Raw genomic sequence first — 12,030 nt, 5'->3', positions numbered from 1 at the left:
TAGCACTCTCTCAACCCGAGTGCCAGAAACCCCTTCGCTTCGCCCCTCAACCGGCCAGTGGATGCCACCGAGCCCGTCATCGATCCTGCGGCCGGTCAGGTCGCGCCCGAGCGCGGGCAGGGCGAGGATCCCAGGTGTGTTGACCTCGAACTCGGCACCAGGCACTCCCGCCGCCTCGTCGATGCCGTCCCGTCCGACGTCCGGGAGGCGGCAGTGCACGGCAACTGCACGGTCCAGGAGGACGGCGCCGTCTCGTGCAGCTACGAGGACTGAGCACCACGGCGCGGACGGAGGCCGATCCTCCCGAGCACGACGCAGGGGGCGGACCCGGTGACCGGATCCGCCCCCTGCCGTGTGTGAGCCGTGGCTACATCGACAGTTCGCGCGTGTCGAGCGTCACGATCTCATCACCCAGCGACGCCAGCAGCGCGTGCCGCTCGTCGCGGCGGCGCTTCTGCTCAATGGGATTCGGGACCGGCGCGGCCGCCAGCAACCTCTTGGTGTACTCCTCCTGCGGATTCATCAGCACCTGGTCACGGTTGCCGCGCTCCACCACCTTGCCGTACTGCATCACCACCACGCGGTGCGCCAAGGAGTCGATCACGGCCAGGTCGTGGCTGATGAACAGGCACGCGAACCCGAACTCCCGCTGCAGACCAATCAGCATCTCCAGCACCGAGGCCTGCACGGAGACGTCGAGTGCCGAGGTGGGCTCGTCGGCGATGAGCAGGTCGGGCTGCAGCGACAGCGCACGGGCGATGGAGACCCGTTGGCGCTGACCGCCGGAGAGTTCGTGCGGGTAACGGTTGTAGGCGCTACGCGGGAGCTGCACCGCTTCGAGCAGGTCCAGGACCTTCTTCTCGCGTTCCTTGCCCCTGGCCACCTTGTGGACGCTCATGGGCTCCGCGATCACGTCACCGACGGGGAGCCGCGGGTTCAGGGAGGCCGCCGGGTCCTGGAAGATCACCCCGATGCGCTTGCGAAGCTCGTTGCCGCCCTTGCCCCTCACGGAGAGCGCGTCGGTACCCAGCACACGCACCTCGCCGGAGGTCGAAGGAATGAGCCCCAGCAGGGCACGACCGATGGTGGACTTGCCGGAGCCCGACTCCCCCACGAGGCCGACGATCTCGCCGCGGCGCACATCGATGGAGACGCCATCGACGGCACGGAAAGGCTTCTTGCCCTCCCGCTTGTACTCGACCACCAGATCCTTGACCTCCAGCGCCATGCCGGCGTCGGCGGCCACGGGCAGGGGCGACGTCCCGAACTGGCCATGGCCTGCGCCCAGGTGCGGCACGGCATCCAGCAGTCGGCGGGTGTAGGGGTGCTGCGGGTTGAGCAGCACCTCCTCCACCGTGCCACGCTCGACGATTTCACCCTTGAACATCACGGCCACACGGTCGGCCATGTCCGCGACCACGCCCATGTTGTGCGTGATGAGCAGGATGCCGGTGTTCAGCTGGTCCTTGAGGGAACGCAGCAGGTCGAGGATGTCGGCCTGCACCGTCACGTCCAGGGCCGTGGTGGGCTCGTCGGCGATGATGACCTCGGGGTCGCACGCCAGCGCCATGGCAATGACGACGCGCTGGCGCATGCCGCCCGAGAGCTCGTGCGGGAACTCGCGTGCCCTGCGGCGTGCCGCCGGAATCCCGACGGCCTCCAGGAGCCCGACGGCACGGTCCCAGGCCTCGCGGCCGTGGGCAATACCGTGCACCTCCATGGCCTCGGTGAGCTGTTCGCCGATACGGATCACGGGGTTCAGCGCCGTCATCGGCTCCTGGAACACCATGGCCACACGGTTGCCACGCACGGAACGCAGGCCCCGCTCCGAGAGTTCGTTGATGATCTTGTCAGCCACCAGGGTCTGACCCCCGATGCGGGCGGTCTTGGGCAACAGGCCCAGCGCAGTGGTGGCCGTGACGGACTTGCCGGATCCAGACTCGCCGACGAGGGCTACCACTTCGCCGGGCATGACCTGCAGGTCGAGCCCCTTGACGGCGTGGACGCGGCCGAACTCCGTTTTGAAGTTCACGTCGAGCTGCGAGAACTTGAGGACCGGGTCCGTCTCGGCGTTGTACGCGGGCGTGTTGGTGTTGGTGTGTGGGGTCATGGTCCGGCTCCTCAGTCCATCTGCTGACGCGGGTCGAAGGCGTCGCGCAGGCCGTCGCCGATGAAGTTGACGCACAGCGCGATGGCCAGGATGAAGACACCGGGCCACCAGAACAGCCACGGCCTGGTGGTCAGGGCGCTCTGGTAGTTGGAGATCAACAGCCCCAGGGAGGTGTCCGGTGGCTTGACACCGAAGCCCAGGAAGGACAGGGCCGACTCGATGAGGATGGCGGCCGAAATCAGCAGCGTCGCGTTCACGACGATTGTCCCCAGCGCGTTGGGCAGGATGTGGCGCATGATGATGCGGGGTGTGGGTGTGCCGATGGCTCGGGCCGCGGCCACGAACTCCCGCTCCCTCAGCGACAGGACCTCAGCGCGCACCAGACGCGCCAACCCCGTCCACGACACGAGACCCAGCACGAGCGCGAGGGCGATCACACCGGCCTTGGACGCCATCTGGCCCAGTACCGCGGCGAGCACGAGCGTGGGGATGATGATGAAAAGGTCGGTGGTGCGCATCAGGAACGCCTCGACGAAGCCGCGCAGGTAGCCTGCGGCCGCGCCGATGATCGTGCCGATGATCGTTGCCATGATGCCCACCGCGAAAGCGATGAACAGAGAAATCTGTGCACCGCGCATCACCTGCGCGAAGTAGTCCTTGCCGATGGTGTCCTGCCCGAACGGGTGTTCCCCGATCGCCGGCGGCCACAGCTTCATCGTCGGCGCGCCGCCGTTCATCAGCGGGTAGAGGTCGCTGTAGTTCTTCGGCCACCAACCCGGCAGCGGGCCGACCCCGATGGAGGTGAAGGCCAGCAGGAGGACGATCACGAGGCCACCGACGGCCACCATGGCACCGCGGTGCCGCAGGAACCGTCGCAGCACCAGGGCGCCCTGGGAGTAGGACCTGTCGGTATTGCCCTCCAGGTCCTCCTCCACCGTGAGCAGATGGTCGTGGAGGTCGGTCTTCTCGGGCTCGTCCACCGAGAGCAGATGATCCAGGGGGTCGGTCTTCTCGGGCATGTCACCCATGACGGGCTCCGTGGGTCTTGTCTGGTCATCGTTGCTGGTCATCGGGAGATCCTCGGGTCCAGGAAGGCGTAGGCGATGTCGGCAATCATGTTCATGAACACGGCCGCGGTGCCGGTGACGAGGTAGAAGCCCATCACCGGGTTCGGATCGATCTGGAGCAGCCCCTGTCTGAACAGGTTGCCCATGCCCTGCCACCCGAACACGGTCTCGGTGACCACGGCGCCGGCGATGAGGCCGGCGAAGTCGAACGCGACGATGGTGGCCAGCGGGATCATGGAGTTGCGCAGGGCGTGCCGGGTGACGACCTTGCCCTCGGATATGCCCTTCGACCGTGCCGTGCGGATGTAGTCCTGGTTCAGGACGTCCAGCATCGAGGCGCGGGTGTAGCGGGTGTAGCTGGCGATGGACACCAGTGTCAGCACGATGGTGGGCAGCAGCAGGTGGGTCAGCGTGTCGATGGTGTGGCCCCAGTACCCGGCCGTGAAGTTGGGGGTCACCGAACCGATGGTGGGAATGGGACGGGACTGCAGCTTCAGGTAGCCACTCCAGTTGCTCAACAGCAGGTCGGAGATGGCGATGAAGGCGGCCACCAGGGCCAGCACGAATGACGCGATGACCGCCTGCTTGCGGGAGAACCCGCCGAGGAACCAACCGGCCAGGAAAGCCACGACCAGACCTGCCAGCCCGCACAACAGCAGCAGCGGGGTGCTCGGGGACTCCATGAGGAGGCCTCGCACGGCGGCGTAGCCGCCGATGGCCACCACCGCGGTCAGGGCGACAGCGTTGCGCACCCGCTTGTTGTCGAAGCCCGACGTCATGGACAGGACGAGGACTCCCGCCCCCAACACGCCCAGAATGTAGATGGGCAGACCGATGGACGGGTAGCGGAACCATGTGACGGCGTCGAAGTAGAACATCACCCCGGCGAACACCACTGCGGAGGCAGCGAAGGTGATGAGCCGCCGTCGTGCGTTGCCCCCCATGGCGGCCTGCAGGACGAATGCCGCTATCAGGGCCGTGACCACTATCGTCACCGGACTGAAGGTGGGATCAACCAACCAGTTGTTGAATTTGATGGCTGCGTAGTTCTTCAGCAGCACGGCGGCCCAGAACACGGGCAGCGAGAAGAACACGAAGGCCATGAAGGTGGTGGCGTAGTCGAAGCCGCTGTACTGGCGCACAGCGCTCACAACACCCAGCGTGACGCCGATCGCGATGGCCAGGACCGTCGCGAGGACCACCAGACGGAGCGTGGAGCCGGCAGCGTTGACCACCAGGCTGGTGACGTCCTGACCCGCGATGTTCTTACCGAGATCACAGGCGCCGATGAGGCACTTGGATGCGCCGCCGAGCCACGTGAAGTACCGCAGGTACCAAGGAACGTCGAGACGCATGTTGAGAGTGCGTTGACGGATCAGGTTCTCGCGGTTGGGCGAGTTCGACTCACGCAGGTCCTGGAGTGGGTCACCGGAGTTGACGGTGAGGATGTACAGCAGTGCTGATCCCAACAACAGGATGACCAGGGAAATTCCCAGCCGTTTGGCGATGAACTTGGTCACGAACGGTCCTTCTGACGTAGCGGAGGCCCTTGCCGGATTCACTCATTCACGGGTCATTCCGTGTCAAAGCTATCGGCAGCCTACTTCTGCGGTGGCGACAAGGGGCAAAAGATGGGGGTGGGTGGCCTGTTCGGCCACCCACCCCCATCACTGTTCAGCGTGGTGTGGACACCGGGCAGGGTGTCACTTGACCACCCACTGGGAGCCGTTCCAGCTCACGCCGTCCTGACCGGAGGTGGGGCGCACGTTCTCCACGCGGGAGTCGTAGGCCACAACGCCGGGGTGGGCGTAGATGGGAAGGCCGTACAGGGTGTCCCAGAGCAGCTTCTCGATGACCTTGACCTGCTCCTCCTGAACCGTCTTGTCGAGCGAGCCGGCAAGTGTCTTCCAGGCAGCATCCACGTCCTTGTTGCTGTACTCGCCGTAGTTCTGCGGCAGGCCCGTGGAGTAGATGTTCTGGCCGGAAGCAATCTGACCGGAGCCGGCCCACGCGAACAGCGCCACTTCGTAGTCGCCGTTGACGAGGTCCTTCTCGAAGAAGTCCGCCGAGCTGTTGTCCGTCACGTTGAAGCCGGCGTCCTTGCAGGAGGCCTGGATGGCGGCGACGGTCTCTGCGCGGCGCTGGTTGCCGGCACGGTAACCGATGCGGACGTTGACCGGGGTGGCCACGCCGGACTCGGCGATCTTGGCCTTGGCGGCCTCGATGTCGACGGCGTCGTAGCGGCCGTCGTAGGACGCCTTCACGACGTCGGCGTAGTCGTCCTGGAACGGGAAGCGTTCGCGGGCGTTCATGACGACGGCGTCAGGGTTGATCGGCTTGATGAGCGAGTCGACGATGCTCTGGCGCGGGACGCACAGGGCGAAGGCCTCACGCAGCGCAAGGCCGCCCTTGGCGTCGGAGAACTCGTTGGTGTCGCGGAAGTTGAAGTCGATGTGCTCCCACGTCAGCGTCTGGTTGGTGTCAACCTTGACTGATTCGCCGATGTTCTTCAGCTGGGCGACGGTGTCCACCGTGGCCTGGGGGGAAATGACCTGCACGTCACCGTTCTGCAGGGCCTGGGCCATCTGCGCGTCATCGATGAAGCGGAAGATCATGTTCTTCATGCCTGCGGGCTTGCCCCAGTACTTGTCGTTGGCCACCAGGGTCAACGCGGTGTCGGCCTGCCAGCCGCCTTCCTTCAGGATGTAGCGCCCGCTGGAGGGGGTCTGCGCCAGGTCAGGAAGCTCGCCGGGGTTGTAGGCCCAACCGGTGTTCCAGAACTTGGCGACCTTCTTGACGGTCTCGGCGTCGCGGTCGAGGATCGCCTTGGCCAGCGCGTCGGGCTCGAGGCCGGACTGCTTCGCTGCGACGTGGGCGGGCAGCGGGGCCGTCACGATGAGCTTGTAGTCGGGGTTCTTGTTGGCGAAGGTCACCGTGAATTCCTTGGCACCCACTTCGCCCTCCGGGCCCTCGGGCGCGTCGGCCGCGAAGGAGTTGCTGACGTGGTCGAACAGCGGTTCGGCCTTCTCGTCCTTGCCGTTGGCGTAGCCGGGCACGAGCCACTCGGGGTTCTGCGCGGTGTAGTCAAGGAGGAAGTCGTTGATGGTGACGGGGGTGCCGTCGGACCACACAGCTGCGTCGGAGATCGTGTACTTGACCTGCAGCGGATCCTCGGAAACGACCTCGAGGGAACCGAAGTCCTTGTCCTCACAGATGGTGCCGTCGGTACCGAAGTACACGAACCCGGAGAACATCTGGTTGGCGATCACGCTGTTGTACGTCGAGTAGGTGGCGCTGGTCACGGAGTTGTACCCGCTCCAGTTGCCCGGGCCGGCGGTGAAGCTGACCTGACCGTCAGTGGTTTCGGTGATACCGACGTCCTGCAGGCAGCCAGTGGTGCCACCGGTCTCCGTGGGAGCGCTCTCGGAGGTCTGCATCGTCGCAGAATCACTCGTGCCCGGCTCGGGTGTGGTCTCGGGATCTTGGCCACTGGTGCAGGCGCCAAGCATCAGCGCACTGCTCAGGGCCAGACCGAGCACTGCTGCACCCTTTGATCTGAACTTCATACTGTCTCCTTGTCCTAGCAAGCCCGCCCCCAATTAATGGGGACGCAATGCTGCGGACACTAGCGACTCATTGGCGCATTCGGAACCAAGCCGAGCCCTTTGAGTCCGATTTGTTACCCGATTGCCACCCGCGGGGGGTGTCAAAGCCTGAGGCGGTTGGCGACGATGACCCGCGCCCCCCGGGGCGTGCGGGCCAGAATGAGGGTCGCCCGTGCTGCTCCCCTCGGCCGCAGTTGCTTGCGCAGCGCAGCCGGATCCACGTCGATGGCCCGTTTCTTGATCTCCAGGGTGCCGATGTTGTGCTGGGCCACGTACCTGCGCAGGGTGGCAATGTCGTAGTCCAGGATGTCCACCACCTCGAAGCAGTCGGCAAGCGGGGTGTCCACCGGTTCGTCGGCGGAGAGGTAGGCGGTGTGCTCGTCCAGCAGCCACAGGTCCACCTGCGGTTGAATCTCCGTGACGAGGCCCGCGCGCACGACGGCGTTGTCGGGTTCGATGACGAAACGGCCCGGGGGGCGCACCGGCAGTTCCCGCGGCACGTCGGCCGCGAGCTCGACGGGGGCGCCACCGTCACGTGGGAAGACCACGGCCGCTCGGGCCGGACCCGCACCGTTCCACAGGGACGCCTCGACGACGTCACCGCGGTGGGACACCCAGGTGGCGCGGACACCGTCGGGAATGAGCCCCTTCGGGAGGCCTGGCCCCATCTTGACGCAGCAGAAGGCCTGAGCTGCCAGGTGGTGCAGCACCAGCGACCACGGCGGCGAGAAGTCCTCCACCCGCCACGTCCGGCCGCGATCCGTGCGGCGGGCGGGGTCGAGGAAGACCCCCGCCCGTTCAGGAACGTCCACGTCCTCGGCGCGCGCCACCAGGACGGGGTTCCCTCCCATCAGTGCCAGGTTCGCGGTGGCGAGTGCGGCAGTGTCCGGGTCGGTCTCGACGGCGTGCGCCACCAGCCCCGCCTCCAGGAAGGCCATGGAGTCCGCACCGATCCCGCACCCGAGGTCGAACACGTCCGCGATCCCAGCGGCGAGGAACTGCCGTGCACGCCAGGCGGCGACCTCGTGCCTGGTGGCCTGCTCCAGCCCCTCCGGCGTGAAAAACATGTCGTCGGCCCATGGCAGTTTGGGACGTGCGCGTCGGCGAAGCGTCACCTGCGACAGGGCGGCGGCGGCAAGCTCCGGGGGAAAGTCCTTCCGCATCCGCCCCGCAGCCCCCAGGGACCCGGGGTCGGCCTCGGCACTGGCGGCTGCCATCGCGGCCCGGCCCTGCTCGGAGAGGATGTCCACGGGACCAACCTACAGAGGAGGACGCACGGCGCCAGTAGGCTCAGGGCTGACCCGGGAGTGAGGACGTCCATGGCAAGGCTTGATGTGTGGTTGTGGTCGGTGCGGCTCTTCAAGACGCGATCCATGGCCACCAACGCGGTGCGCGGCGGACACGTGCGCCTCAACGGCGACCCCGTCAAGCCTGCGCGGGTCATCAAACCCGGCGATCGTGTCACGGTGAAGGAGCCGGGCTGGGTCCGCGAGTTCGAGGTGGTCCAGCTTCTGACCAAGCGGGTGGGGCACACCGTGGCCATCGAGGCCTACGTCGACCGCTCCCCCGAGCGTCCCTCACACCTGTCGGTACCCGTCGGTCGCCGTGACCGCGGCGCCGGACGCCCCACCAAGCGGGACCGCCGAGCCATCGACCACCTCATCGGTCGCGACGAGCGCGATCACCTTCCGGACGAAGACTGGCACCCGTAGATTCACGGACGCGTGGGGCACTGCTCCGGCAGAGTGCCTCATTCGTCAGGGATGATGCCGCGCTCCCGCAGCAGCGCCTCGTACTTGGGGTCCTCGTCCTCGAAGATCGCCTCACCCTCCAGCATGAATCCGTTCGTCAGTGCCTCGACGCCGGCGTCGAGGTCGCCCAACTCCACGAGTGACTGACCTCGACGCAGCCACACGAAGCCGGTGTCCGCCCCGCCAGCCAGCAACGCCTGCCCCGTTGCGGCGACGGCTTCGAGAAAGCGTCCGGACTCGAACTGGGCGTCGCCGATCGAGGCGAGGAACCACACGCTCAGAGGGTCCTCCACAGCTGGGTCCGGCAGGTGGCGCAGCGCACCGGTCCAGACACCGATGGCGCCGTCGAGATCGCCCTTCTCCTGCAGAGCATCGCCCTCGATGGCCAGCTTCTCCAAGTCCACGGTGTCGGCCTCCTCAGACCACGACGGTGGAGACGGGCAGCCCCGGGTTGGCGCTGAAGTCCAGGGACGACGGCGCCACCCCGGCACGCACCACCTCGGAACCGATGGCGGCGATCATGGCCCCGTTGTCGGTGCACAGCGCAGGTCGCGGGCGGCGCAGCTCGATGCCGACGGCGGCCGTGCGCTCCTCCAGAAGGGTGCGCAGACGCGAGTTGGCGGCCACTCCCCCGCCCAGCAGCATCGTGTCGACGTCGAAGTGGCGGGCGGCGTCCACGGCCTTGCGGGTGAGGACGTCGCAGACGGCCTCCTGGAAGCTGGCGCACACGTCGGCCACGGGAATGTCCTTGCCCTCCAGGCGTCGCAGCTCCACCCACCGGGCCACCGCGGTCTTCAACCCGGAGAAGGAGAAGTCGAAGCGGTGCTGCTCCATGTCACGGCGGGCCGTCAGACCCCGTGGGAAGGCGATGGCCCCGGGGTCACCGTCGGCGGCCAGCTTGTCGATGACCGGCCCACCGGGATAGGCCAGGCCGAGGAGTCGCGCGACCTTGTCGTAGGCCTCGCCGGCGGCATCGTCGATGGTGGAGCCCACCTCCGTGATGGAGCGGGTCATGTCGGTGACGTGCAGCAGCGAGGTGTGGCCGCCGGAGACGAGCAGGGCCACGCTGGGCATGGGCAGTTCGCCGTCCTCCAGGAGGTCCACGGCCACGTGCCCCACGAGGTGGTTGACCCCGTAGAGCGGCTTGTTGAGGTATGTGGCCAGAGCCTTGGCCGAGGAGATGCCCACCAGGAGTGCCCCCATGAGGCCGGGGCCGGCCGTGACGGCGACGGCATCGAGCTGACGCAGGTCGATGTCTGCGGCGGCGACGGCGCGCTCCAGAGCGGGCACCATGGCTGAGAGGTGTGCCCGGCTGGCCACCTCCGGCACCACTCCCCCGAACCTGACGTGCAGGTCGACGGAGCTGGCCACCTCGTTGGCGAGGAGCTCGCGGCCACGGACGATGCCGACGCCCGTCTCGTCGCAGGAGGACTCGATGCCCAGGACCAGTGGTTCATTCACGGCTGTTCTCCTTCACTCATCGACCGCTCCAGGATCGCGGCGTGCGCACCGGGACCGTAGTAGTCGCGCCGCTCGGCAATCGGGAGGAATCCTTGTGTGGCGTACAGCGCCAGTGCGGCGGCGTTGGTTGCCTCCACCTCCAGCAGCATCCGGCAGGCTCCCTGCGCCTCGGCCCACCCGATACCGGCCGCCAGCAACTGGCGCGCCAGTCCGCGGCGTCGGGCGGCAGGGGACGTGACGATGCGGTGGAGGTCAACGACGTCATCACAGAGCGCAAAGGTGGCCGCAGCCTCCACGACGCCCTCCCCGCCGCACACCAGGACGCGCCTGTTGACGGCAATCAGTTCCTCGCGCCACGAGTCCGCGCTCCACCGCTGGGACGCGGGAAAGGAACTCTCGAGTGACATCAGGGCAGGCAGGTCGGTGAGTCCGGCCACGCTCACGTCACTCACCGGAGCCTCAGCCGCGGCAGCGCCGACTTGGGCGGCCCTCCGACGGTGGCGTCGGCGGGGCGAAGGTAGTACGGCTCCGACGGGGCCTCGGGCAGCTCGCTCCAGCGTGCAGCCAGCAGTGCGGCGTCGATGGTGGTGGGCCCGGACGCATCGAACCGGACCCGGTCACGCATTGCTTCGGGTACGGGGCCGGCGACGGGGACGTCAGGCAAGGTCTCGGGTGCCCCCACCTGAGGTTCCCCCACGCGGGCGCCGTCCCTGTGATGGGCCCAGTAGAGCTCCTTGCGCCGGGCATCGGAGGCCACCACGAACTCCGTGGGCGCATCCTCTGCCCGCCACTGCAGCGCCAGGGCGTCGAGGGAGCAGACGTGGTGCAGGTCTCGGCCGGCCAGGTGCGCCAGGGTGGCGGCGGCCGCAATGCCGACCCGCAACCCCGTGAAGGGTCCCGGGCCCATGCCGACGACGAACTCGTCGATGTCGGCCACGGTCAGCCCGCTGCGGCGGCACACCTCTACCACGCACGGCATGAGGGCCTCGCCGTGGGCGCGGGTGTTGGTGACCACCTCGGAATCCACGGCGACGCCGTCCCGCGCGAGCCCGACGGCGACGTGGTGGGACGTGTCGATAGCCAGTGTCCAGGTCATGGTTGCTCCCGCATGGTCTCGAGCGCACCCGCCCAGCGCCGGCCGATGCCGGTCAGGCGGACGGTGCGGCCGTCGGCGGCGGGGTCGGTGCTCCGCCAGATCTCCACCTCGAGGCGGTCCTCGGCGAGCCATTCGGCCTTCCCCTGCCCCCACTCGATGTAGGTGACCGACTCCTCGAGGGAGGCGTCGAGGTCGATGTCGGAGAGTTCGGCAGCGTCGCCCAGACGGTAGGCGTCGACGTGCACGAGGTGGGGCCCGTCGGTGAGGCTGCGGTGGACCCGTGAGATGACGAAGGTGGGCGAAATCACGGGGCCGGCTATCCCGAGACCCGCGCCCAGGCCCTTGGCCAGCGTGGTCTTGCCGGCGCCCAGCTCCCCGTCGACGACGAGCACGTCACCGGCCCGCAGCACACCGGCGAGACGCCCGCCGAGCGCCTGCATGGCCTCCGCCGTGGGCACCTCCAGGATGACGGGGAGGTCACGGCCCAGGATGAACCCGTCCGCGTCCTCACGCACCACGTCGAAGCCGTGACGCTCCCACCAGGCGAGGAGCTCGGGGAATTCCCTGCGGGTCAGCAGTTCCACCCGGCGGGCACCGAGGGTGGCCGCGAGGTCTCCGGCCGCCTCCGCGAGGGCGCGGGCGAGACCGCCACCGGCGGCGCCGGGGACAACACTGACCCGCCGCAGGGTTGCGACGGGTCCGTGGATGTCGACGAGGACGCAGGCGACGATCTCGGTGTCGACCACGGCGCAGACCCCGTGGCCCTCACGCAGGGCCTGCTCGATGTCCTCGACCGTGTCGCTGAGCGCTGCAGGGGGTGGGTCGACATGGCGTCGGTGCGCGAACGCGTCATGGATCACCTGCAGCATGGCGGGTGCATCAACGAGTTCGGCCAGCCTGAGGCTGACCTGTGGAGGTGAGTTCATGGCTGGCCGAGTCT

At 67.6% G+C, this 12,030-nt stretch carries 12 protein-coding genes; 2 read left to right on the top strand and 10 right to left on the bottom strand.

Going from position 1 to position 12,030, the window contains the following annotated elements; translation table 11 throughout:
• The first annotated feature begins 57 nt into the window (after positions 1 to 57).
• Positions 58 to 273, top strand: a complete 216-nt coding sequence (locus EAX62_RS14330; protein WP_121902404.1) for a hypothetical protein — start codon at positions 58 to 60, stop codon at positions 271 to 273.
• 94 nt (positions 274 to 367) lie between these two features.
• On the opposite strand, the gene EAX62_RS14325 is transcribed toward EAX62_RS14330, so the two are convergent.
• The 5 genes from EAX62_RS14325 to EAX62_RS14305 all read right to left on the bottom strand — a co-directional run bounded on the left by EAX62_RS14325 (position 368) and on the right by EAX62_RS14305 (position 8,032).
• On the bottom strand, positions 368 to 2,110 hold the full coding sequence (locus tag EAX62_RS14325) for an ABC transporter ATP-binding protein (protein WP_121902403.1): 1,743 nt from the start codon (positions 2,108 to 2,110) through the stop codon (positions 368 to 370).
• A gap of 11 nt (positions 2,111 to 2,121) precedes the next feature.
• Positions 2,122 to 3,180: an ABC transporter permease gene (locus tag EAX62_RS14320; protein ID WP_233557973.1), complete on the bottom strand. Its 1,059-nt coding sequence runs from the start codon at positions 3,178 to 3,180 to the stop codon at positions 2,122 to 2,124.
• On the bottom strand, positions 3,177 to 4,697 hold the full coding sequence (locus tag EAX62_RS14315; RefSeq protein WP_121902402.1) for an ABC transporter permease: 1,521 nt from the start codon (positions 4,695 to 4,697) through the stop codon (positions 3,177 to 3,179). Before EAX62_RS14315 ends, EAX62_RS14320 begins: the two co-directional genes overlap by 4 nt.
• Before the next feature lie 183 nt (positions 4,698 to 4,880).
• Positions 4,881 to 6,743: an ABC transporter substrate-binding protein gene (locus EAX62_RS14310; protein WP_121902401.1), complete on the bottom strand. Its 1,863-nt coding sequence runs from the start codon at positions 6,741 to 6,743 to the stop codon at positions 4,881 to 4,883.
• 140 nt (positions 6,744 to 6,883) lie between these two features.
• Complete coding sequence (locus EAX62_RS14305; RefSeq protein ID WP_199711308.1) at positions 6,884 to 8,032, bottom strand: THUMP-like domain-containing protein; 1,149 nt, start codon at positions 8,030 to 8,032, stop codon at positions 6,884 to 6,886.
• A 69-nt stretch (positions 8,033 to 8,101) separates the two neighbouring features.
• On the opposite strand from EAX62_RS14305, the gene EAX62_RS14300 reads away from it, so the two are divergent.
• Entirely contained in the window at positions 8,102 to 8,494 is a 393-nt protein-coding gene (locus EAX62_RS14300; protein ID WP_121902400.1) for an RNA-binding S4 domain-containing protein, read from the top strand.
• A gap of 38 nt (positions 8,495 to 8,532) precedes the next feature.
• On the opposite strand, the gene EAX62_RS14295 is transcribed toward EAX62_RS14300, so the two are convergent.
• From EAX62_RS14295 to tsaE, 5 genes are read right to left on the bottom strand one after another with little or no spacing between them, the layout of a single operon-like run.
• On the bottom strand, positions 8,533 to 8,937 hold the full coding sequence (locus EAX62_RS14295) for a hypothetical protein (protein ID WP_121902399.1): 405 nt from the start codon (positions 8,935 to 8,937) through the stop codon (positions 8,533 to 8,535).
• A 13-nt stretch (positions 8,938 to 8,950) separates the two neighbouring features.
• Positions 8,951 to 9,994 carry a tRNA (adenosine(37)-N6)-threonylcarbamoyltransferase complex transferase subunit TsaD gene (gene tsaD, locus EAX62_RS14290; RefSeq protein ID WP_121902398.1) on the bottom strand — a complete coding sequence of 348 codons (1,044 nt, stop codon included), beginning with the start codon at positions 9,992 to 9,994 and terminating at the stop codon, positions 8,951 to 8,953.
• On the bottom strand, positions 9,991 to 10,446 hold the full coding sequence (locus EAX62_RS14285) for a GNAT family N-acetyltransferase (RefSeq protein ID WP_121902397.1): 456 nt from the start codon (positions 10,444 to 10,446) through the stop codon (positions 9,991 to 9,993). Before EAX62_RS14285 ends, tsaD begins: the two co-directional genes overlap by 4 nt.
• On the bottom strand, positions 10,443 to 11,090 hold the full coding sequence (gene tsaB, locus EAX62_RS14280; protein ID WP_121902396.1) for a tRNA (adenosine(37)-N6)-threonylcarbamoyltransferase complex dimerization subunit type 1 TsaB: 648 nt from the start codon (positions 11,088 to 11,090) through the stop codon (positions 10,443 to 10,445). Before tsaB ends, EAX62_RS14285 begins: the two co-directional genes overlap by 4 nt.
• Positions 11,087 to 12,016 (bottom strand): tRNA (adenosine(37)-N6)-threonylcarbamoyltransferase complex ATPase subunit type 1 TsaE, encoded by a 930-nt coding sequence (tsaE, locus tag EAX62_RS14275; RefSeq protein WP_199711307.1) that lies wholly within the window; start codon positions 12,014 to 12,016, stop codon positions 11,087 to 11,089. The genes tsaB and tsaE overlap by 4 nt, the downstream gene beginning before the upstream one ends.
• Positions 12,017 to 12,030 lie beyond the last annotated feature (14 nt).

Source organism: Tessaracoccus antarcticus (genome assembly GCF_003688855.1).
Lineage (GTDB): Bacteria > Actinomycetota > Actinomycetes > Propionibacteriales > Propionibacteriaceae > Arachnia > Arachnia antarctica.
This window is presented reverse-complemented; position numbering and strand designations above follow the sequence as displayed.